Source organism: Arthrobacter sp. Sr33 (genome assembly GCF_054511195.1).
The window spans coordinates 72,515-93,508 of record NZ_JBTNDD010000007.1 but is presented as its reverse complement, the minus strand read 5'-3'; the positions used below and the strand labels follow the sequence as shown (position 1 = coordinate 93,508).

Sequence of the window (20,994 nt, the reverse complement as noted above, 5' to 3'; positions counted from 1 at the left end):
CGCCGCCCTTGGCCGGTTCGCAGGGGTCCAGTAGCTTGGATCCCATGACCGACATCCTTGCCGGGTACTTCCAGGACCGACCCGTTGCCGGGCTCCTCCTTGGACTGGCGCTGGTCGTTTTTGGCGTGGTCGGAGTCCGGCTCAGCGTTGTCGATTTCCGTAGCCATCTGCTGCCAAACCGGATCGTCTTTCCGGCCTACCCCCTCACTGGTGTGTTGCTCGGCTCTGCGGCCCTGCTGGCCAGCGACGCCGGGCGGACGCTCACGATGGTTGGCGGGGCCGCCGTGCTCTGGCTGGCGTACTTCCTGTTGCGGGTGGTGTACCCGGCGGGGATGGGATTCGGGGACGTGAAGCTCGCCGGTTGGCTGGGGCTCTACCTGGGTTTTGTGGGCTGGGGCCAACTGCTGTGGGGGACCTTCGCAGCGTTTGGGCTCGGAGCGCTCTGGGGACTGGTCTTGATCCTCAGCCGCCGGGGCACACTCAAGTCGGCAATCCCGTTCGGGCCGTTCATGATTGCCGGAGCTGCGTTGGTCCTGGCCGTCCCCTCGCTAGGCTGATCTCATGCCTACCCCTGACTATGTCCTGTCCCTCCGCGAGAAGGTCGGGCATGAGCCCCTCTGGTTGCCCGGCGTCGGCGGCGTGGTGTTCGACGACGACGGGCGGGTGCTGCTCGGGAAACGTTCCGACAACGGACAGTGGACCGTCATCACCGGGATGCTTGAGCCAGGTGAGGAACCGGCGGCCGGCATTGTCCGGGAGATCTTCGAAGAGACCGGCGTGCGAGCCCGGGTGGAGCACCTGATCCGGGTGGAGGTGGTGGGGCCCGTGACCTTCCCCAACGGGGACATCTGCACCTTCCTGACCACCGATTTCAGCTGCCGGTACGTCTCGGGAGAGGCCCTGGTGAACGACGACGAATCCACTGACGTCGGCTGGTTCCCCCTCGATCAGCTCCCGGAACTGAACGAACGCCACCGGCAGCTCGTCGAGGCGGCACTGACCGCCGACGGCGTCCCCCACTTCATTCGCTAGGGCGGCCAACCGGCGCAACAGAAACTGCCCCGAGGGGTAGATCCGCCGACTGCAAATCGGCGAACCTGACCCTCGGGGCAGTTTATGGCGTTCGGGGGTGGTGCTGGGCTACTGCGGAGGGCGGGTCATGGAGAGCACGTCGAGGGAGTCGTCGAGCTGCTGCTCGGTGAGCTCCCCGCGTTCCACAAACCCGAGGGCGACGACGGCCTCCCGGACCGTGAGGCCCTCGGCGACGGCCTTCTTGGCGATCTTGGCTGCGTTCTCGTAGCCGATGTATTTGTTCAGCGGGGTCACGATCGACGGCGATGCCTCGGCCAGGAATCGGGCCCGCTCCTCATTGGCGGTGATGCCGTCGATCATCTTGTCGGCCATCACACGGGTGGAGGTGCTCAGCAGCCGCACCGATTCCAGCACGTTGCGGGCGATGACCGGGATGCCGACGTTGAGCTCGAACGCTCCGTTGGTGCCGGAGATGGCCACCGTTGCGTCATTGCCCATCACCTGGGCGCACACCATGATGACTGCCTCACAGATCACCGGGTTGACCTTGCCGGGCATAATCGACGATCCCGGCTGCAGGTCGGGCAGCGCGATCTCGCCGAGGCCGGTGTTGGGCCCCGATCCCAGCCAGCGCAGGTCGTTATTGATCTTGGTCAGTGACACGGCGATGGTACGCAGCATCCCCGAGACCTCAACGAGCCCGTCACGGTTGGCCTGGGCCTCGAAGTGATCGCGTGCCTCGGTGAGGGGGAGGCCGGTGTCGCTGGCCAGCAGTTCGATGACCCGTGCAGGGAAACCGGCCGGCGTGTTGATGCCGGTGCCGACGGCCGTGCCACCCAGCGGTACCTCGGCCACCCGGGGGAGGGAAGCCTGGATGCGCTCGACGCCGTACCGCACCTGGGCGGCGTAGCCGCCAAACTCCTGGCCCAGGGTTACCGGCGTCGCATCCATCAGGTGGGTGCGACCGGACTTGACCACGGTCTTGAACTCGTCGGCTTTCCGTTCCAGCGATGCTGCGAGGTGTTCCAGTGCCGGGACCAGGTCCTTGGTCAGTGCCGACGCCGCGGCCACATGGACGGACGTTGGGAACACATCGTTGGACGACTGTGAGGCGTTGACGTGGTCGTTGGGGTGCACCGAGGTTTCGCTGCCCGCGGCGGCAAGGGCGCGGCTCGCCAGGGTGGCAATGACCTCGTTGATGTTCATGTTCGACGACGTGCCGGAACCAGTCTGGTAAATGTCGACGGGGAAGTCGCCGTCGTAGAGTCCCTGGGCCACCTCTTCAGCTGCGGCCTCGATGGCACGGGCGCGCTCGTCGTCGAGCACTCCCAGCTCGGCGTTGGCGGTCGCCGCAGCCTTCTTGATGCGGGCCAGCGCTTCGATGTGCGCGCGCTCGAGGCGGGTGCCAGAGATGGGGAAGTTTTCCACCGCGCGTTGGGTCTGGGCACGGTAGAGCGCGTTGACCGGAACCCGGACCTCGCCCATCGTGTCGTGTTCAATACGGAATTCGGCGTCGGATCCAGGCGATTGAGTCATGCGCCAATTCTCGCCGGTGGGGCTACAAGGCACCAAATCCTACAAGGCACCAAATCCGGAAACGATCTCAGCCTTGCCGTCCTCAAGCCGGTAGGTGACACCTATCACGGCTGTGGTGTCGTTCTCGACGGCGTCGGCGATGACCCGCGAGGAATCGACCATGCGTTTGGAGGTCTGTTTGATGTGCTCAACGACCGTCGCGTTGATGTCCGTAACCCCGTTGCGTCGGGACGTGAGGACGGAGGGAGTGATCCGTTCCACCAGTTCGCGCAGGAAACCGGCGGGCATCTCCCCGGAGTCGATTGCGTCAATGGTCGCCGAGACGGCTCCGCAGCGGTCATGCCCAAGGACCACGATCAGCGGAACATTCAGCACGCTCACACTGAACTCCAGGGATCCCAGCACCGCGTCGTCGATGACCTGCCCCGCGGTGCGCACCACGAAGATGTCGCCGAGACCGAGGTCGAAAATGATCTCGGCGGCCAGCCGGGAATCCGAACAACCGAAGATGACAGCGAAGGGGTGCTGGGTGTCAACCAAAGAGGCACGATGCAGCGCGTCCTGATTCGGGTGCGAGGAGCTGCCCGAAACAAAACGCAGGTTTCCGTCACGGAGGCGGGACCAGGCATCAACGGGGGTCAGTTCGTTATCCACGGCACAACCTTACGCCGGATCCAGCCCACGATTGGACTCTAAGACGCGGCTAGATCGTCGAGGATTGCAGCGCCGAGTACGTCGAATTCAGCGAGATCGGCGGTACCGTTCAGAATCAGGGTGTACTCACCGGTCTCTGCGGTGAGGAAGGTGTCACCCGACGAACTGTCCAGCAGTTCCCAGTCGAGGGTGTCGATGGTGCGTTGGCCCGACACCTGGGCGCCGTCGAGCCGCTGCGCCGTCCAGGTGGGGTTGGCGTTGTCGGTCTGGGTGAGCTGGATGAACTGCCGCTCGGGGGTGAGATAGCCCACCTCCCAGAAGGGGACGCCGTCGCTGCCGCCGGTGTTCCAGCGGGCGAAGTTCGAGGTCCACCCTGCCGGCAGGTCGGGTGCCAGTGGAACATAGCCGGCAATATCCGCTGCCTCGGACGACACGTTCGGTACATCAATATCCCGGGCATAGGTCTCGGCCGTGTGGGTGGGATTGAACAGCAACACCGGCAGCACCAGGCCGAAGGTCGCCGCAATTGCGATCAGCATGCCGACGACTGTCGAGTTGGCGCGCTTCGCCTGCTTTGGCGTCAATACCGGCGTGACTGGCGGTTCAGTGTCGGGGCGCGCGTCGCCGTCGGTGGGGTGCTCTGTCGATCCGGGCTGGGGGGTGCTCACACATCCATTTTCCACCACTTGCGGGTGCGCACCTATTCGGGCCCCGCCGTCTCGTATCGTCGTCACGCATAGTGCGGGCAGACCAGCGGCCACTATGATTGCGGCAGGGGATAAGTCCCGCAGCTTTCGCCAGCAATGGCACAGCACCGCTTCGACGATGAGGATTGACGTGTCCAACAACGCCAAATCAGCCCAGTATTCAACGCTCTCCCGCTCGCTGGCGGTCGGCGACGACGAGCCGGACCGCAACCTCGCCCTGGAACTGGTCCGTGTGACCGAAGCTGCGGCCATCGCCGGTGGCCATTGGGTCGGGTACGGCGACAAGCTCAAAGCGGATGGTGCAGCAGTCGACGCCATGCGCTCCCTCCTGTCAACGGTCCACTTCAACGGCGTCGTGGTCATCGGCGAGGGGGAGAAGGACGAAGCCCCCATGTTGTACAACGGCGAGCGGGTCGGGGACGGTAGCGGCCCCGAGTGCGACGTCGCTGTCGACCCGATCGATGGCACCCGCCTCACCGCGCTCGGCATCAACAATGCGATTGCGGTGCTCGCGGTCGCCGAGCGCGGCACCATGTTTGACCCTTCCGCCGTGTTCTACATGGAGAAGCTGGTTACCGGCCCGGAGGCCGCCGACATGGTTGATCTGCGGCTCCCCGTCAAGCAGAACCTGCACCTGATCGCCAAAGCCAAGGGCAAGTCGGTCAACCAGGTGACAGTGATGATTCTGGACCGCGACCGCCACCGTCCCCTGGTCGACGAAATCCGTGCCGCCGGTGCGCGCACCAAGTTCATCATGGACGGCGACGTGGCCGGAGCCATTGCGGCAGCCCGTGAGGGCACCGACGTCGACGCCCTGATGGGTATCGGCGGCACCCCCGAGGGCATCGTCGCTGCCTGCGCCATCAAATCGCTGGGCGGAGTGATCCAGGGCCGGTTGTGGCCCACCAGCGATGAGGAAAAACAGAAGGCCATCGACGCCGGTCACGACCTTGATCGGGTGATGTCCACCTCAGACCTGGTAACCAGTGACAACTGCTACTTCGCTGCCACCGGCATCACCGACGGCGATCTGGTGCGCGGTGTCCGTTACAACAAGGGTAAAGTCCTGACCCAGTCCATCGTGATGCGGTCCAAGTCGGGAACCATCCGCGTGGTCGACGGCGAGCACCAGGCCCACAAGTGGGAAAGCTACGCGCGTCTGAAGTAGGACGCCCGGCGGGTTCTCGATCAGCGCTAGGGTTGAGGGCATGACCCTTACTGTTGTGCAATGCGTCGACGAGTCCCGGTGGGACTCCGCTGTGAATGAGCTGCTGGGGCACCCCCAGCAGCTCTGGGGCTGGGGCAAGACCAAGGCCGCCCACGGGTGGACCGTTGACCGGGTGCTGATGCAGGACGACGGCGTACTGGTGGGCTGCGCACAGGTGCTGCTCCGCAAGCTTCCCGTGCCGTTCAGGTCCCTGGCGTACTGCCCGCGCGGGCCACAGTCAGTGCCGGGGCGCGAGGCCGACGTGCTGGGCGCGCTGGAAGTCTATGTCCGCCAGGCGCACCGGCCAGTGGCGTTGAGCATCGAACCCGACTGGGATGCCGATGCGGCTCCCGCCATGGCACTGCCGGCAGCCGGGTGGCGCAGCACCGCGAACACCATCCTGATCGGCCGTACCCTCATCCTCGACCTCACCCTCAGCGAGGATGAGCTGCTCGCCGGGATGAGTAAAAAGCACCGACAGTACATCAGGAAGTCCGGCCGGGAGGACCTCGAGTACCGGGAGGTGACCCGTGCGGAGTTGCCCCGGTGCCTTGCCGTCTATCGACAGACTGCCGAGCGGGCGGGGTTCGGCATCCACGAGGATCCCTACTATCTGGACATCTACGACAACCTTGGCAGCGCGTCGCCGGTGATCGCCGCTTTCCAGGGCGACGACGTCGTCGCGTTCCTCTGGCTGTCCGCCAGCGATCACACGGTCTTCGAACTTTATGGAGGGATGACTCCCGAGGGGGAACAGTTGCGGGCCAACTATGCCCTGAAGTGGTTGGCAATCCAGTCCATGAAGGAGCGCGGCGCGGTGCGCTACGACTTCAACGGGCTGCTCAACGACGGAGTATCCAAGTTCAAGATGGGCTGGGCCAAGCACGAGAACCAGCTGGCCGGAACCTGGGACAAGCCGCTCTCGCCCCTCTACCCCCTGTATTCCCGGGCAATGCCGTTGGCCCGGGACGGAGTGCGCCTCGCCCAGGCCACTGCAGCGAAGCTGAAGGCGAAGCTGCCGGGACGCTCCTAGGCTAGTTGGCGGTGACCTGACCGTCGGCCACGGCCCAGCGGGAGTCCAACCTGACATTCTCGAGCAGGCGGCGGTCATGGGAGACCAGGAGCAGCGCACCATCGTAGTTCTCGAGTGCTCCCTCCAGCTGTTCAATGGCCGGCAGGTCGAGATGGTTGGTGGGCTCGTCAAGCACCAGCAGGTTCACTCCGCGGGACTGCAGGAGGGCCAGCGCAGCACGGGTGCGCTCCCCGGGGGAGAGGCTGCCCACGGTACCGCTGACCTGGTCGGCCTTGAGCCCGAACTTGGCCAGCAAGGTGCGGACCTCAGCCCGGTTGAGGCTCGGGACCAGCGCTTCAAACGCATCGCCCAACGGTTCGGACTCCGCAAACACGCCGCGGGCTTGATCAATCTCTCCCACTGCGACGCTCGCGCCCAGCCCGGCGCCGCCGTCGTCGGGCACCAACTGACCCAGCAGCAGGGCCAGCAGGGTGGATTTCCCCGCGCCGTTCGGCCCGGTAATCCCAATCCGGTCCCCGGCATTGACCTGCAGCGTGACCGGCCCGAGAGTGAACCCGCCGCGGCTGACGACCGCGCGGTTGAGGGTTGCCACCACCGAGCTGGAGCGCGGGGCGGAGCCGATGCTGAACTGCAGCTGCCATTCCTTGCGCGGTTCGGCCACCTCGTCGAGGCGGGAAATCCGCGATTCCATCTGCCGGACCTTTTGCGCCTGCTTCTCCGAGGATTCCATGCTCGCGCGCCGGCGAATCTTGTCATTGTCCGGGCTCTTCTTCATCGCGTTGCGGACGCCCTGGGAACTCCACTCCCGCTGGGTGCGGGCGCGGGAGACAAGGTCGGACTTCTTGTCGGCGAACTCCTCGTAGGCTTCTTGCGCATGACGTTTCGCGACGGCGCGTTCCTCAAGATACGCGTCGTACCCGCCGTCGTAGACGGCAACACTGCCCTGGGCCAGGTCAAGTTCCACCACCGTGGTGATGCAGCGGGCCAGGAACTCGCGGTCGTGAGAGACCAGGACAACACCGCCCCGCAGGCCCCGTACAAACTCCTCCAGGCGCGCAAGGCCAGCCAGATCCAGGTCATTGGTGGGCTCGTCGAGGAGCACGATGTCGAAGCGGCTGAGCAGCAGCGCCGCCAGCGCCACCCGGGCAGCCTGCCCGCCTGAGAGACCGGTCATCGGGGTGTCAGGTCCGAGCGTCAGGCCAAGCTCAGCCAGTACCTGGGGGACGCGGTCGGCGAGATCGGCGGCCCCACACGCCATCCAATGGTCGAGGGCGGCCCCATAAGTGTCATTGGCTGCCTGGGTTCCGGAGGCCAGTTCGTCGGCGGCGGCTTCCATCGCCGCGGTGGCCGCCGTCGTTCCCGTCCGCCGACCGAGGTAGCCCCCGATGGTCTCGCCCGGAAGTCGTTCCTGCTCCTGCGGTAACCATCCGACAAACGCATCAGTGGGAGTGGTGGTCACGCTGCCGCCGAGCGGGTCGTCGGCGCCGGCGAGGAGCCGGAGCAGCGTCGACTTACCCGCACCATTGGCGCCGACGACGCCGACGACGTCGCCCGGTGCCACCGTCAGATTCAGGCCGGAGAAAAGAGTGCGGTGGGCGTGGCCTCCGGAGAGGTCCTTCGCCACGAGGGAAGCAGTCACCCATCTATCTTAGGGACTCGGGCCGCAAGGGGCTGCGCTGCACTCCTGCTGGCAGGCCAGGCCGCCCCCGGCCCAGAAAAGTGGCTGGGCTGCACGCCGGCCCGCAGATAAGTGGCTGGGGTGCACCCTGCTGTACCCCGGCCCCCAGGAAAGTGGCTGGGCTACACGCCGGCCCGCAGAAAAGTGGCTGGGCTGCAGATAAGTGGTGGGCCGACCACTCAGATGCGGGGAGGCCACTTTTCTGCGCCCCGGTGCCAGTCCCAGGTCCCAGGTGGTGGAGCTCAGCCGGCGAGAGTCACCGCGAAGGCGAGGGCGCCGTCGTCGTCCTGATCGGTGTCGGGCCCGGTACCGGCGGCGAGCTTGACCATGACGGGAGCCTCGTTGGCCGGGACGAAGGCACTGGAACCGCGAGGCACGAGCAGGTCGCCGCGAGGGGAGTCAAGGACGATGCTGCCCGAGACGGCCAGCACCAACACCGGACCGTTCTGGGCCAGGGGTACATCAGCGGAAGCCATTGAATCCGACCCGGCGCGGAGCTCAAGGCGTTGCAGGGCAAATTCATCGAACGGCGGGCAGTACAGTTCCTGGCCAAGCCCCGTGTGCCGGACCTCGACGGCCGGCACGCTGACCGATTCGAAGCGCACTGTCTTCAGCAACTCGGGAACGTCAACGTGTTTCGGGGTCAGCCCACCCCGCAGCACATTATCCGAGGCAGCCATCACCTCAATCCCCAGACCGCTGAGGTAGGCGTGGACGTTCCCCGCCGGAAGGTAGATGGCCTGGCCGGGATCCAACGACACCCGGTTCAACAGCAGGGCGACGAGGACGCCGGGGTCGCCTGGATAGTGGTCGGTGAGTTCGCGCACGGTCGCGGCGTCCCGGCCGGGTACCGATGCCAGCGCCGTCGCGACTGACTCGGCGGCCTGGGTGGCATCGGCCGTGGTCAGCAGACGGGTGAAGGCGCCACGGAGGGCCTCCCGCTGATCCGCCCCCCTGAGGTCGCTGACGACGTCGGCGAGTAGCGCGGGCGCGCTGGCCCCGGTTGCCTCGACGGCTGAGATCAACCGCTCGAACACGTCAGCGGCTTCGGACACGGGCCGGAACCCGCACAGAGCCTCAAACGGGGTGAGCGCGAAAATCATCTCGGGTTTGTGGAACCCGTCCCGGTAATTGCGGTGCGGAGCGTCGGCGGGTATGCCGGCAGCGTTCTCGGCCGCAAACCCGGCCGCAGCTTGGGTGCTGCTCGGGTGGACTTGGAGGGACAGCGGCGCCGCGGCGGCGAGGACCTTCAGCAGGAATGGCAGCCGGTCACCGAAACGCTGCACGGCTTCGTTGCCAAGCGCCCGCTCCGGGTCGGAGGCGATCAACTGGTCCAGGTGCTGGCGGGTACCGTCCTCCAGCACCACCTGGGAGGGTGAGTCTGGGTGGGCCCCCACCCAGAGTTCAGCTTCGGGACCCCCCGAGGGGACCCGGCCGAGCAGCTCAGCGATAGCCGTCTCGGAGCCCCAGGCGTAGGGCCGCAGCGTGTTCTCCAGCAGGTACATGGCTGACTCGTTTCCTTAGGCGGGACTGCATTCCCCGTTGTTGTCCAACAGGGTGCTGAGGGTTGCAATATCCCCGATGGTGGCCAGCTGCTGCAGGTACTCTTCAGTAATTTCCGGGGCGGTCACCTGCGCGGGGACGATGGTTGGTTCCGCTGGTTTGAAGACCGACACCGCTGTGGCTGCCTCCAGTTCAGCTGGGACGGGTGCGTCTGCTGCCGGTTCGGCCCCGGTGGTTTCCGCCAGGGTCTGCTGCACCCGCTGATGGATCTCCTCGAACACCGGATAGGTGACGAAGTTGTCTGCGGCCGTGCCGAAGTCGGGTGGGCCGATAGTCAGGCGACGGGTTTCGTGGTCCTTCGCTTTCAGGGCAAGGTCGACGAAGCTCCCCAACTGGTCCAGGGGGATGTCGGTTTCGACGATGTCAGCGCCGGCACTGGCCAGATCCTCGAACCGGGTAAGGACGGTCGCCGGATCCAGTTGGGCGATCATGGCCTGCTGGACGCACTGCTGGCGGGCGATGCGGTGATAATCGGTGACGAACTCCCGGGATCGTGCGTACCAGAGCGCGTGGTACCCATCGAGGGTCTGCACGCCGGGGGCAATCCACCCGGAGGGCGGATAGTGCCGGATCGGGTTGGTGCCGGGGATCTCTGCGGCGGTGATCGGAACCCACCCGCCAGCGTCGATGGTGATTCCGCCCATGGCGTCGATGACCTGGGAGAAGCCTTCCATGTCGACCAAGATGTAGGCCTGTACCTCGATCCCCAGGATGCCGCCGGCGGCATCCATCATCGCTTCCGCTCCCGGATCGTCGGACTCCGGGTAGAGGTCGGCATGGTCCTGGGCGATTGTCGGGTAAAGGCTGTTGATGATGCATTCATCGCCGCAGTTGTACCCGTCCGGGTAGATCTGCCACAGGGGGGAATCCTCGGTGAACGGGGCATTCTGGAAGTTGCGGGGGATGCTGAAGGTCACTGTGGCCCCGGAGGAAGCATCGACGCTGATCACCGAAATGCTGTCGGGCCGGCGTCCGGTCCGGTCCTCACCGGCGTCGCCGCCCATCAGCAGGAAGTTGTACCGCCCATCAACCGGATCGAATGCGGGCCCGGCCTGAAAGATGGAGCCGAAGGTGCCACGGCTCACATTGAGCAGATACGCGCCGTAGGCAAGGGATCCGCTGGTAACCACCATCAGTGCCACCAATGATCCGGCGACAACCGGACGCATGGATCGCTCCAGCAGAGGGGGCCTGATAATCCGCAGGGTGTTCAGGAAGAGAATGGCCCAGGACACGGCAAGTACCAGCAACACGATAATCAGGATGAGTGACCACCACTGGTGGGTCACCGCGCTCACCAGTGCTGTCCGGTTGGTGACCGCGATGACGATAGCGGCCAACACCGCCAGCCAGACCGCGAAGGTCACCAGAAGCGCCCGCCGGCCCAAGCCCCGATCGCCGGCGACAATCTGCGCCGAGCCAGGAAGAACCAGGGTCAGCAACAGCAGGACGAAGGCGCGTTTGGTACGGACCCTAGGTGTCGCTGACTCCGGGTAGCGAACCGGGTCGGTGAGCAACCATTGCCCCTCCGGGTCGGAAGCCTGGCTCATACGCCGCTCTCCTCGGGCAGGGTCGCTCGCGCCCGAAGGGCCGCACCCTTTTGAACGGCGGTCTCCCGCAAGCCGGCCGCAAAATCGACGAGCTCGCCCCGGAGGCGTTGCGCCAGGCTGTCCTCGCCGGCCGCAAGCATCCGCACGGCGAGCAGCCCAGCGTTGCGGGCACCACCAATTGAGACGGCGGCAACTGGCACTCCGGCAGGCATCTGAACGATCGACAGGAGGGAATCCATTCCGTCGAGGTACTTCAGCGGTACCGGCACGCCAATCACCGGCAGTACGGTCACCGAGGCCAGCATTCCGGGCAGGTGCGCGGCGCCGCCCGCGCCGGCGATGATGACCCGCAGGCCCCGTTCCTGTGCCTGTTGCCCGTACGCGATCATTTCGGCGGGCATCCGGTGGGCTGAGACGACGTCGGCCTCGAAGGCGACCCCGAATTCGGTCAGGGCCTGCGCCGCCGCCTCCATGACCGGCCAGTCCGAATCCGACCCCATGACGAGCCCTACCAACGGATTATTCACGCGTTTTCCTTCCGGGTCTTTGAACTGGCGGGCCCATTCCGGAGAATAGCCGCAGTTCGTTCCGCCCGGTTCCGGACGGTTTCGAGGCTTTCGCCTGCCAGAGCCACTGCATTGACGTGGCCGATCTTGCGGCCGGGCCTCACATCCTTGCCGTAGGAATGAATCTTCGCAGCTGGTTCAGCCGCCAGGGCCGCGGGGTAGGCGCTAAAGAGATCAACGTTGTCGCCACCGAGATAGTTCTTCATCACTGTCACGGTACCCAGCGTTCGGGTGTCGCCCAGGGGTAGGTCAAGGACCGCGCGAAGATGCTGCTCGAATTGTCCGGTGACTGAGCCGTCCATGGTCCAGTGGCCGGAGTTGTGCGGGCGCATGGCCAGCTCATTCACCATAAAGCCGGTATCGGTGCCCGGGGTCTGGAAGAGTTCGACCGCCATTACTCCGGTCACCCCCAACTCATCGGCGATTCTGAGCGCGGCCGCACCGATCGACGCCGCAAGGTCCGCGGGGAGGTCGGCAGCGGGCGCGATTACTTCATCGCAGACCCCGTCCACCTGGATCGAGTGAACGACCGGCCAGGCCCGGGAGGCCCCGGACGGGGTACGGGCCACCAGGGCCGACAGTTCACGGCTGAACTCGACCTTGGCTTCGGCGAGCAGCGGGCTGCCCTGGAACCACGCGGCGGCGCGGTCGGCGTCGGCCGGTGTGTCGAGGACCATGACGCCCTTACCGTCGTACCCACCGCGGGGGGTCTTCAGGACCACAGGCCACCCAATCCGGTCCCCGAAAACGCACAGTTCCTCGACCGAAGAGACCTCAGCCCACTCAGGATTGGGGAGCCCCATCCGGTCGATGGCGCGGCGCATCACAATTTTGTCCTGTGCGTGAGCGAGGGCCTCGGGCTGCGGTTGTACGTTGACGCCGTCGGACTGCAGCGCCCTGAGCAGGTCGCCGGGGACGTGTTCGTGGTCGAAGGTCAGCACATCCACACCGCTGGCAAAGTCCCGGAGATCGTCGAGGTTGCGGTAGTCACCAATGGTCGAGGAGGCGACGGCGGCTACCGCCGAGACGTCAGGGCCTTCGGCAAGGACACGGAGGGTGAAGCCGAGCTGGACAGCGGCGGGGGCCATCATTCGGGCTAACTGGCCGCCGCCAACTACGCCTATTACTGGGAAAGTCACGTATTCAGGGTACCCACTGCTCGGCGGTGCGCTGGTATGCGAAGCCTGCGCCGGGAGGGTTTCTAGGAATCTTCCATGCTTGACGGCTAAAATAACTCACTGGCCGTTATGCATGGAGCATGGTGGTACTTCATTCACGATTGCATGTCCGCGATCAGGGTGAACCAGTCATGCAACCGGACCGCGGAGGGTCATGTTTTCCAGAGTGGCAGAGCGTATCAGGGGCCTAGCCTCCCTGTTCTGGCGAGAGGTCGCCAAGTTTGGTGCTGTTGGCGGTGTGGCGTTTGTGATCGACAACGGACTGTTCTGGTACCTGATCCACGGCCCCATGGCAGACAGCGAGGTCAAGGCGCGTTTCGTCTCCGCGTCAGTCGCTACCGTTTTCTCCTGGATCGCCAACCGTTACTGGACCTTCAGGCGCCGCAGGCAGGCCAACCCGATGCGCGAACTGACCATGTTCGTGTTCATCAACGTCATCGGAATGGGAATCGCGGCGGGTTGTGTCTGGATCGCCAAGTATCCGCTCGACATCACTGACCGACCCACCCTGTTCTTTGCCGGGATCGTTGGCACGGTGCTCGCCACGATCCTGCGCTTCGTCGCCTACCGGTTCTGGGTGTTCAACGTCGAACTCGACGAGGACCCCGCCTTCAGCCACGACCGTGAACTCTTCGGCCACCCCGACGAAAGAAGCACTGATGGGCAAGTGAGCGAGACAAGCGGCGCTCCGGCGGGACCCAGGATTGTCGATTCGCTGGACAGCCCGTCGGGGGACCCTACCCTCCCACGCGATCAGTAACGCGCTCGCTAGCCAGCAGTTTCTCGGTCAGTTCGACACCCGGGTCGACGACGATCAAGGTGCCCCCGGTGGTCCAGCAGTGCACTGCTGCGGCCAGAGCCGTCTCCAGCGGCAGGTCTGCCGGCACCAGTAAAACGCCGGCGGGCGTCCAGCCGCAGGCGGAGGCGCGATCGAAGAGGACCTGCATGCCCAGCCCCATGCCGTCCTGCTCCACGGCCAGCCGGTCTGCGTCAGCTGGCGGAAGATCGAAGAACTCATCCCCATAGCTGCGGACCTCGGCGGCATAGTCGACCGCCCCGGCCGGGAGCTGCCCTGACCACTTCAGGTCGAGCGCGCCGAGAGCTACCAGCACCAGAAGCTGGGTTGGTCCGGTTACCGTCGCGGCGTCGGAGGAACTCACCACTATGTCCACCGGCTGGTCCGATCCGGCGGAGCCGTCGACTGGTATGGCCCCTACCTGCCAGCAGGCCAGGGCCCATACGAGGGTTTTCCAATGGCCCGGCAGCTGCAGCGCAACCCGGGTGCCGGCGGTGGCGTCCAGTTCTTCGACCAGGAGGTTGGAGGTCTTGGCCACCCAGTTGTCCAGTACTCGGCCGGAGAGCTCGATCCGCTCACTGCCCGGCCCATACCAGATCAGGCGCGGAGCCGACGGGTTCACCGTGCGGAGTTGATTCATGAGCTGGGGGACTGGTGTGGCTGAATCCATGACCGGTTGGGGCCTTCCTGGCGAATTTTATTTTTCCGTATTTTCTGGCTGATTATCCTGGCAGGGACGAATCGCCAGTGTCGCGGGGGACACGCCGCCGCCATCGTGACAAACTCTCAGCGTGGCGTGAACGGGTTCCCGGGAAATAACTCTATAAGATTCCTCCCAGCGCTTGACTGAATACGTATTACACGCGTGTAATTAGGTATCGGAAAGTTCCAGCACATCGGATACTTGGGCCGCATGCCTCTCGCAAAACACCTTTTTGCTCAGCAGTCGTGCCTGAATCCACCACAGTAGCTGCTGGAGCGGCAACACCGGGAGGGCTGACATGGGACAGGCAGAGAAGGTCCACGACCGTACGACCATCGAGGCACAGGCATCGGCTCGTTACGGATCACGTGGGGTGCCGAGCGACTGGTTTGTCGATCCGGCGGACCCTGATGCGGCTGAACGTTACCGGCGTAGCACCGAGAGCTCGCTGGAGGATCAGGCCACTGCCTTCCTGACGGCGCACGAGGCCCTGGCTGATGACCCCAGCGAAGTTGAACTGCCCGATGCGCCAGCCGATCCGATGCCCTCCGATCTATTGGCCCCCGAACGCATCTCGTCGCCGTCGAGGCAGGCACCGGCGCGCAGCGACCAGTCGGTGTGGATTGGGCTCCCCGGGATTGGCCAGGACTTCGACGACGAGGGTGAGCTCGGCTGGCAGGCTGACTCGCTCTGCGCGCAGACAGACCCTGAAGCGTTCTTCCCTGAAAAGGGTGGTTCCACCCGCGACGCCAAGAAGGTTTGCGGTGCCTGCAACGTGCGGTCGCAGTGCCTTGAGTATGCACTCGCCAACGACGAACGTTTCGGCATCTGGGGTGGGCTGTCCGAGCGCGAACGGCGCCGGTTACGAAAGCGAGCGGTCTAATTCTGCAGCACCCCCGCGTCACAGCCGTTGTGGTTACCCACAACGGCTCAGCTTTTCTTCCAGCCACCATCGCGGCACTTAGAGCACAGCGGTACCCGCCCAACTTCGTCGTCGGCGTCGACGCCGGGTCCACAGACGATTCGGCGTCGATCCTGCAGTTGGAGCTTCCGGTAGGCAGCCCAGTGGTCGGCTCGGCGGCGAGAGCCGGTTTTGGTGCAGCAGTCCGGGTAGGTCTCGCCGAGGTTCCCTCGCGATCCACCGCCGACGACACCCACGAGTGGATCTGGCTACTCCATGACGATTCGGCGCCCGAGCCGAACGCCCTTGATGAACTCCTGCTCGCCGTCGAGCGCGCTCCCTCGGTCACGGTGGCCGGTTCGAAACAGGTCGAATGGGACAACCGTCGAAAGATCATCGACGTCGGTCTGTCCATCAGCCGCTGGGCCGAACGGGTGACCTTGATTGACGTCGATGAACTTGATCAGGGCCAATACGATTCGCGGAGCGACGTCTTTGCCGTCAACTCAGCGGGCATGCTGGTCCGCCGTGATGTTTGGGAGGCGCTCGGAGGTTTCGACCCGGCGCTCCCCGGTACCGGCGACGACGTCGACTTCTGCTGGCGTAACCGGCTGGCCGGGCACCGCGTGGTGGTCGTTCCCAGCGCGGTCATGCGCCACGGCGAACCGCGTCTGCATCCCACCGCCGGCCAGCGCGCCGCCCGCAAGGCTGAGGTCTATCTGCGGTTGAAGCACGCGACGCTGTGGAAGATCCCGTTCCTCGCGGTCGGCGCGGTGATTGGTGGGTTCGGCCGGCTCCTCATGGGCCTGTTGGCCAAGGACCCGGGGTATGGGTTCAGCCAGTTGTTCGCGAGCATCGCCGCAGTGCTCCGCCCGGTTGACCTGTTCAGATCCCGGCGCCGGGCAGCCCTCGCGAAGAAGCGCCCTCGCAGCGTGGTGCGGGCGCTGCGCACCAGCCGCCGTGAAGTCTGGTCCCACCGCCGCTCGGTGCTAGAGGCCTTCTCCGCTGAGGGCCATCTCAGCGAGCAGGCCATTGCCGACGAGCAAAGCACCTACATCCCGTCAGGCGACGCCGCCGAAGATTTCAGCTCACTCGTCGCACCTTCCCGCACCTGGGTTGGTGTCGGAGCGGTTGCCGCAGCGCTGGCCCTTGCCGCTGTCTCAGTGGTCGCGCTTTACCGGTTCATCGGTGCTCCCGCGTTGGCCGGGGGAGCACTCCTGCCGGTCTCCACCAGCATGGTCGATATCTGGCAAAACGCCTCGACCTGGTGGATCACCCTGGGTTCAGGCATGTCGGGACACGGTGATCCCTTCGGCTATGTGCTGTGGCTGCTGGCCGCCCTCGGCCTGGGTAACGGAAACGCTGTGCTGGTCACCCTGATGCTGCTGGCCCTGCCACTCGCCGGGCTGTCCGCATGGTTCGCCACCGGAGCGTTGACCTGGAGCAGGGGACTGCGCTTTTGGGCCGCGTTTTTCTGGGCGGCAGCACCAGCGCTTCACGTGGCGCTGGGCAGTGGCCGGCTGGGTGCGTTGATCGCACACCTGCTCCTGCCACTGGCTGGGCTGGCCCTGCTCCGTGCAGTCGGGGCCGCTCGGGCGCCGCAGCTGGGCGCCCACCTGCAGCCTGGCGACAGGACGCATCCCAGTGCTGTGCCAAGTTTTCCCGCTCACGACGACGACGACGCGTATGCCCGTCGTCGCTCCGTCGAGGTGATGCTGAAACCAGGCATCAACGGGGTGCCCAGTTGGACCGCCGCGGCTACTGCAGGGCTCCTGCTGGCGGTGATCACAGCTGGCGCGCCGTCGCTGCTCCCACTCCTGGCGGTAGGGGTACTCGGCGCGATGCTGTTGCTGCGTCGCCGAGCGAAAACCCTGTGGTGGTCCTTACTGCCACCCCTGGCTCTGTTCGTTCCGTTCATCGCCTCAACCACAAACCAGCTGCGGGCCGTTCTGGGCGATCCGGGTGTGCCGGTTCCCTTCGTCGGGGCTGAACTGTGGCAGCAACTGCTGGGCTACCCGGTAGCCTTCGAACCGCTGGCCCCGCTCGCAGCGCTGCCCTTCCTTCCTGACGGTCCGTGGGCGTTGCTGGTAGCACTGCTCGTTGGCGGGCCGGCAATCCTGCTGGCCGTTGCAGCCCTGTTTATCCCCGGCCGCGGGACCGCGATGGCTTTGGGGCTCTGGCTTCTTGGCCTTGGAGCATTGGTGCTCACCACTGTCCTGTCTTTTGTCGCAGTGTCGGTGGGGTCCTCGGCGCTGATCACCCCCTTCACCGGCCCTCTCGTCTCGGTGTTGATGCTCGCCATCGCCGCAGCCGCCGTGATCGGGGGAGACAAGGCGATCTCCGCCCACCAGCTACGGACCGCTCGTCGCGCCCGGGCCGACGCCACCGCACCGCGACGACGGACCGGCCCCGCGCTAGTGGCCGCCGCCGTCCTCCTCGCACTCGGCCCGGCGGTGAGTCTGGCGCTTTGGGCGGTGCCGTCACCAGCCGACAGCGTTGCTGCCGCGACCACGGATCCGGCCGCCGGCGCAAGCGATTCCGACCTGCCGGGTACCCGCTTCGGCGCCGACCTGCTGGTCGCAGCCAGCACCGAACGCACTCTGCCCGCGACCGCTGCCGACCGTGGGAACAGTTCAGAGCGCACCAAGTCCCTGGTCCTGAACGTCGACGGCAGCAATAACGTCAGCGCCGCCCTGATGCGCAGCGGCGGCACCACCCTCGATCAGCTCTCGCAGCTCTATTCGGCCCGCGGCCTGTACGGCCCACTGGGGTCCGCAGACCTCCGCGAGGACGACGAGGCGACCGCCGCCATCAGAAGCACCGTCGCGGTCATCGTGGCTGGCTCCGGGTACGACCCACGGGAGGAACTCAGCCAACTGGGGGTGGGGTTCGTGGTGTTGCAGCAATCGGACTCGGCGGCGGAAGTACTTGCGGGTCAGATTGACTCAGTGCCTGGACTCGTCGCGGTAGGAAATACCAACTCCGGTTGGCTCTGGCGCGTGGTACCCCCCTCGAGTGAGGAAAACGTGGCAGCGCCTGAGACCCCCACGGTTGAAGGCTCGACCACCGGAGCGCGCGCGCGGATCGTGGAGGCCGACGGAACCACCTCAGCAGTAGTCGATTCAGGGCCCGCAACTGTCACCTCGATCATTCCGGCTGGCTCGGCGGACCGCAGCCTGGTGCTGGCCGAACGCGCCGACGCCGGCTGGCAGGCCACCCTCGATGGGCGTGTCCTTGACTCAGTTGAATCCGGCTGGTCCCAGGCATTCGCCTTACCGGCAGACGGCGGCAGGGTCGAAGTCAGCTACGAGACACCCTGGGAGCCGTGGGCTGCGATTGGCTCTGCCCTCGTGATCGGACTCACCGTTCTGCTGGCGATCCCCATGCCATCGCGGCCACGATTCGTGCGGGCCTACCCCGGGCGTCGCGGCCAGCCGGTCGCACTGGTCCCGCCTCCGACCGATGAATCTGAGGATGAAGCGGCGGATACCGTGTCCCCTGCGGACGGTGGATCACCTCACCTCGGCGAGTCATCCGGCCCCGGCGAAACAGCCCGGCTCGGCGAAACACCTGACGAAGTATCGATACTCAGCGGAAGGGGACGGTCATGACCGAACCGGGAGCTGAAATCGAGCCGGCGTCACGACCGCGGATCAAGCGGCGGCGGGCCGGTGCCGGTACACTGCGGCGGGCTGTCGGAATAGGCGCGGGAGTTCTCCTGGTCGGTACCAGCGGCGCGCTGGTGGCCGGCGTCGCCGTCCTCGACCCAACGGGTGCTGCGGCCCAATTCCCCATCCCGGTCGCTGAGGTGCCAGCGGGCGAGTACACGGGCGTCTGCCCGGCGCCGCCGCGGCTACTCGAAAGCGATGCGGCGCTCGCTGACCCGGAGTTCAATCCTGAATCAGAGTCGGCTTCCACCACGGTCAGCGGCATGGTGCTGAGCAGCCTCGGCGGGAGCCTGCCTGGCAGCATGCTAAGCCCGCTGGGCTCAGGTGAGGCCCTGGCCACCATCGCGACAGGTGAGTCGGACGAATCCGGGGCAGGCGCGGTCCCGGAGGCCGTGACCAACGAGGACGGGCTGACCAACCGGACGGCGGGGGTCCTTACCGACCAGACAACCGACGGGGTCAGCGTCTTTTCGGCCCAACCGGTGGGCAGCCAGCCTGCCACCGCCGGGGCGGTCACGAGTTACACCGCCACTGACGGTGATTTGGGTGGCCTGGCGATTGCCCACTGTAGAGCGCCCAGCAGCGACTTCTGGATTCTTGGCGCGTCCACCACGGTGGGCGCCACCGCAGTCCTGAATCTCTCGAACCCGTCGGGCACCCCTGCCACGGTCGACCTTGAGCTGCACGGGACCGATGGGCCGGTCGAGTCGGGGGGGACCCGCGGGTTACTCATCGCTCCCGGCGCCACCGAGTCGATCGTGCTCGCTGGTCTCGCCACCGATCAGGACCAGCTGGCGGTCCGCGTGCTGAGCGACGGCGGTCGAGTGACCGGCAGCATCCAGCAGAGTGTCTTGCGGGAACTCATCCCCGGCGGTGTGGAGCTTCTCCAGCCAGCGGCTCCTGCAAGCAATACCCAGGTCATCCCGGGGGTGCGGGTCCAGGATGAGGACATTGCCGACGAGATCAGCGCCCAGGACGGCTATGAGGCTGCCACCCCAGCAGTCCAGATCGTTGTCCCGGGCAGCACCGACGCGGTTCTGAATGTCAGGGTCTACGGTTCGGGGGGCGAGGTTGAGCTTCCGGACGGGGGAGTGCTCACCGCAACTGCCGGTGCCGTCACTGGTGTGTCGCTCGAAAGTCTTCCGTCCGGTGACTACACGGTCGAGGTCACCTCCGACGTGTTGATGTCCGCCTCAGCCAGAGTAAATCGGGGTGTGGAGGCCGGGGAACCCGTCGATTTCGGGTTCGCCCCATCCGGAGCACGCCTCGGCAACACCCAGGTGGCAGTGTTCCCCAGCGGGTCCCGAGGCGCGCTCGCGTTCGGTGCACCCTCGGGTCGGTCTGAGGTTCAGCTCACTCCGGTAAACGAAGACGGAACTCTGCAGGCCGAGCAGACAGTCAGCGTGGCTGGCGGCACCACAGTGAGCGTGGAAGCAGCGGATCTCGGGGACAACGTGGTGGCGGTCCTGATTGGGGCGTCGGGTGATCCGGTGTACGGCGCCCAGATGCACCAGATGGATGGCGAAGCAGGGATCTCGGTGACATCGCTACCTCCCGGCAGCGCCGGGCAGCTCAGTGTGCCGGTCAACCTGGGATACTGAGTTCTACACCGGCTCGGATCAGGCGCCTCAGGATCAGGCGCGGGAACGCCCGTAGGCTGGATCCACGGCTTCGGGCGTCATCCCCAATAACTCTGCGGTCTGCTCCACTACCACGTCGTGGACCAACTCGTTGGGAGCAATGAAGCCACCCGCGGCCAACTCAACCGGGTGCCGGTAGATGATGATGGTCGGCGGCCGGTTTGGGGCGGCGGGTATGGCGGTGCCGAGCAGGCCGCGCAGCGATTGTGCGGTCATCGTTTCGAGATTCGCCGGAATGTCCTGGACCACCATTTGCAGATCGAGGATGCGCTCTCCCCATAGTCGTTCCAACCGCTGGGCCGATTCCATCACCCATTCGTCGAACCGTTCAGATCGGCTGCGCGAGCCGGGAAGGTGCGGTGGGATCATCGGCCCGCGAAGGCCCCGGCCGTGTCTGTTTCTCCGACGTCGGCTGAAACTCGGGCCGCGATGGGCGGACCCTTTGGCGTCGTCTGGGTCGGTCAACTGCACAGAGAATGTTGAACTGTCCCGCATGTACTGACTGTAAACCCATTGCGCCCCAATGCAAGGTTTTGGTGGGCCAACCGGGCCCTTAAATACGAGCGGTGCCTAAAACAGGAT

The 20,994-nt window shown here is 65.7% G+C and carries 18 protein-coding genes; 8 read left to right on the top strand and 10 right to left on the bottom strand.

Annotated features, from left to right (window positions below; translation table 11 throughout):
* Nucleotides 1-44: 44 nt before the first annotated feature.
* Together ACX80T_RS10800 and ACX80T_RS10795 are read left to right on the top strand one after the other, a co-directional pair.
* Nucleotides 45-557 carry a prepilin peptidase gene (locus ACX80T_RS10800; RefSeq protein ID WP_116778926.1) on the top strand — a complete coding sequence of 171 codons (513 nt, stop codon included), beginning with the start codon at nucleotides 45-47 and terminating at the stop codon, nucleotides 555-557.
* Nucleotides 558-561: 4 nt separating this feature from the next.
* Nucleotides 562-1,032, top strand: coding sequence for an NUDIX hydrolase (locus ACX80T_RS10795; RefSeq protein WP_019483654.1), 471 nt, complete (start codon nucleotides 562-564; stop codon nucleotides 1,030-1,032).
* A 108-nt stretch (nucleotides 1,033-1,140) separates the two neighbouring features.
* Here the strand turns inward: ACX80T_RS10795 and ACX80T_RS10790 are convergent, their stop codons facing one another.
* Genes ACX80T_RS10790 through ACX80T_RS10780 form a run of 3 tightly spaced genes read right to left on the bottom strand, consistent with a single transcriptional unit; the run spans nucleotide 1,141 to nucleotide 3,890 of the window.
* The gene (locus tag ACX80T_RS10790) at nucleotides 1,141-2,568 is read right to left on the bottom strand and encodes a class II fumarate hydratase (protein ID WP_019483653.1); all 1,428 of its coding nucleotides are present in this window, start codon (nucleotides 2,566-2,568) and stop codon (nucleotides 1,141-1,143) included.
* Nucleotides 2,569-2,607: 39 nt separating this feature from the next.
* Nucleotides 2,608-3,222: a carbonic anhydrase gene (locus tag ACX80T_RS10785; RefSeq protein ID WP_019483652.1), complete on the bottom strand. Its 615-nt coding sequence runs from the start codon at nucleotides 3,220-3,222 to the stop codon at nucleotides 2,608-2,610.
* A gap of 38 nt (nucleotides 3,223-3,260) precedes the next feature.
* Nucleotides 3,261-3,890: a DUF4245 domain-containing protein gene (locus ACX80T_RS10780; protein WP_459304415.1), complete on the bottom strand. Its 630-nt coding sequence runs from the start codon at nucleotides 3,888-3,890 to the stop codon at nucleotides 3,261-3,263.
* A gap of 157 nt (nucleotides 3,891-4,047) precedes the next feature.
* On the opposite strand from ACX80T_RS10780, the gene glpX reads away from it, so the two are divergent.
* Both glpX and ACX80T_RS10770 read left to right on the top strand, forming a co-directional pair.
* Nucleotides 4,048-5,097 (top strand): class II fructose-bisphosphatase, encoded by a 1,050-nt coding sequence (gene glpX / locus ACX80T_RS10775; protein ID WP_116778933.1) that lies wholly within the window; start codon nucleotides 4,048-4,050, stop codon nucleotides 5,095-5,097.
* Nucleotides 5,098-5,137: 40 nt separating this feature from the next.
* Nucleotides 5,138-6,169 carry a lipid II:glycine glycyltransferase FemX gene (locus tag ACX80T_RS10770; RefSeq protein ID WP_459304414.1) on the top strand — a complete coding sequence of 344 codons (1,032 nt, stop codon included), beginning with the start codon at nucleotides 5,138-5,140 and terminating at the stop codon, nucleotides 6,167-6,169.
* 1 nt (nucleotide 6,170) lies between these two features.
* On the opposite strand, the gene ACX80T_RS10765 is transcribed toward ACX80T_RS10770, so the two are convergent.
* The 5 genes from ACX80T_RS10765 to ACX80T_RS10745 form a co-directional block, all read right to left on the bottom strand.
* Entirely contained in the window at nucleotides 6,171-7,808 is a 1,638-nt protein-coding gene (locus ACX80T_RS10765; protein ID WP_459304413.1) for an ABC-F family ATP-binding cassette domain-containing protein, read from the bottom strand.
* A gap of 281 nt (nucleotides 7,809-8,089) precedes the next feature.
* Entirely contained in the window at nucleotides 8,090-9,352 is a 1,263-nt protein-coding gene (gene manA / locus ACX80T_RS10760; protein WP_459304412.1) for a mannose-6-phosphate isomerase, class I, read from the bottom strand.
* 15 nt (nucleotides 9,353-9,367) lie between these two features.
* Complete coding sequence (locus ACX80T_RS10755; RefSeq protein ID WP_459304411.1) at nucleotides 9,368-10,960, bottom strand: LCP family protein; 1,593 nt, start codon at nucleotides 10,958-10,960, stop codon at nucleotides 9,368-9,370.
* The gene (gene purE, locus ACX80T_RS10750; RefSeq protein WP_459304467.1) at nucleotides 10,957-11,460 is read right to left on the bottom strand and encodes a 5-(carboxyamino)imidazole ribonucleotide mutase; all 504 of its coding nucleotides are present in this window, start codon (nucleotides 11,458-11,460) and stop codon (nucleotides 10,957-10,959) included. Before purE ends, ACX80T_RS10755 begins: the two co-directional genes overlap by 4 nt.
* Nucleotides 11,461-11,483: 23 nt before the next feature.
* A complete protein-coding gene (locus ACX80T_RS10745) occupies nucleotides 11,484-12,665 on the bottom strand; it encodes a 5-(carboxyamino)imidazole ribonucleotide synthase (protein ID WP_459304410.1) in 1,182 nt (393 codons plus the stop codon).
* A gap of 193 nt (nucleotides 12,666-12,858) precedes the next feature.
* Here ACX80T_RS10745 and ACX80T_RS10740 point away from each other — a divergent pair, with 193 nt between their 5' ends.
* Nucleotides 12,859-13,464 carry a GtrA family protein gene (locus ACX80T_RS10740; protein WP_019483643.1) on the top strand — a complete coding sequence of 202 codons (606 nt, stop codon included), beginning with the start codon at nucleotides 12,859-12,861 and terminating at the stop codon, nucleotides 13,462-13,464.
* Here the strand turns inward: ACX80T_RS10740 and ACX80T_RS10735 are convergent.
* Complete coding sequence (locus ACX80T_RS10735) at nucleotides 13,442-14,170, bottom strand: TIGR03089 family protein (RefSeq protein ID WP_459304409.1); 729 nt, start codon at nucleotides 14,168-14,170, stop codon at nucleotides 13,442-13,444. The two genes, ACX80T_RS10740 and ACX80T_RS10735, sit on opposite strands and share 23 nt — an antisense overlap.
* Nucleotides 14,171-14,501: 331 nt before the next feature.
* On the opposite strand from ACX80T_RS10735, the gene ACX80T_RS10730 reads away from it, so the two are divergent.
* From ACX80T_RS10730 to ACX80T_RS10720, 3 genes are read left to right on the top strand one after another with little or no spacing between them, the layout of a single operon-like run.
* Nucleotides 14,502-15,086 (top strand): WhiB family transcriptional regulator, encoded by a 585-nt coding sequence (locus ACX80T_RS10730; protein WP_019483641.1) that lies wholly within the window; start codon nucleotides 14,502-14,504, stop codon nucleotides 15,084-15,086.
* Nucleotides 15,032-18,715, top strand: coding sequence for a glycosyltransferase (locus ACX80T_RS10725; RefSeq protein WP_459304466.1), 3,684 nt, complete (start codon nucleotides 15,032-15,034; stop codon nucleotides 18,713-18,715). Before ACX80T_RS10730 ends, ACX80T_RS10725 begins: the two co-directional genes overlap by 55 nt.
* The gene (locus tag ACX80T_RS10720; RefSeq protein WP_459304408.1) at nucleotides 18,712-20,373 is read left to right on the top strand and encodes a DUF5719 family protein; all 1,662 of its coding nucleotides are present in this window, start codon (nucleotides 18,712-18,714) and stop codon (nucleotides 20,371-20,373) included. The genes ACX80T_RS10725 and ACX80T_RS10720 overlap by 4 nt, the downstream gene beginning before the upstream one ends.
* A 33-nt stretch (nucleotides 20,374-20,406) precedes the next feature.
* Here the strand turns inward: ACX80T_RS10720 and ACX80T_RS10715 are convergent, their stop codons facing one another.
* Nucleotides 20,407-20,721 carry a metallopeptidase family protein gene (locus tag ACX80T_RS10715; RefSeq protein ID WP_051317646.1) on the bottom strand — a complete coding sequence of 105 codons (315 nt, stop codon included), beginning with the start codon at nucleotides 20,719-20,721 and terminating at the stop codon, nucleotides 20,407-20,409.
* Nucleotides 20,722-20,994 lie beyond the last annotated feature (273 nt).

Bases quoted from the DNA above. Each gene is read 5' to 3' on its own strand.
- ACX80T_RS10755 (WP_459304411.1), bottom strand. From the start codon at position 10,960: ATGAGCCAGGCTTCCGACCCGGAGGGGCAATGGTTGCTCACCGACCCG.
- purE (WP_459304467.1), bottom strand. From the start codon at position 11,460: ATGGGGTCGGATTCGGACTGGCCGGTCATGGAGGCGGCGGCGCAGGCC.
- ACX80T_RS10740 (WP_019483643.1), top strand. From the start codon at position 12,859: ATGTTTTCCAGAGTGGCAGAGCGTATCAGGGGCCTAGCCTCCCTGTTC.
- ACX80T_RS10715 (WP_051317646.1), bottom strand. From the start codon at position 20,721: ATGGAATCGGCCCAGCGGTTGGAACGACTATGGGGAGAGCGCATCCTC.
- ACX80T_RS10790 (WP_019483653.1), bottom strand. From the start codon at position 2,568: ATGACTCAATCGCCTGGATCCGACGCCGAATTCCGTATTGAACACGAC.
- manA (WP_459304412.1), bottom strand. From the start codon at position 9,352: ATGTACCTGCTGGAGAACACGCTGCGGCCCTACGCCTGGGGCTCCGAG.
- ACX80T_RS10770 (WP_459304414.1), top strand. From the start codon at position 5,138: ATGACCCTTACTGTTGTGCAATGCGTCGACGAGTCCCGGTGGGACTCC.
- ACX80T_RS10795 (WP_019483654.1), top strand. From the start codon at position 562: ATGCCTACCCCTGACTATGTCCTGTCCCTCCGCGAGAAGGTCGGGCAT.
- ACX80T_RS10730 (WP_019483641.1), top strand. From the start codon at position 14,502: ATGGGACAGGCAGAGAAGGTCCACGACCGTACGACCATCGAGGCACAG.
- ACX80T_RS10720 (WP_459304408.1), top strand. From the start codon at position 18,712: ATGACCGAACCGGGAGCTGAAATCGAGCCGGCGTCACGACCGCGGATC.
- ACX80T_RS10735 (WP_459304409.1), bottom strand. From the start codon at position 14,170: ATGGATTCAGCCACACCAGTCCCCCAGCTCATGAATCAACTCCGCACG.
- glpX (WP_116778933.1), top strand. From the start codon at position 4,048: ATGAGGATTGACGTGTCCAACAACGCCAAATCAGCCCAGTATTCAACG.
- ACX80T_RS10800 (WP_116778926.1), top strand. From the start codon at position 45: ATGACCGACATCCTTGCCGGGTACTTCCAGGACCGACCCGTTGCCGGG.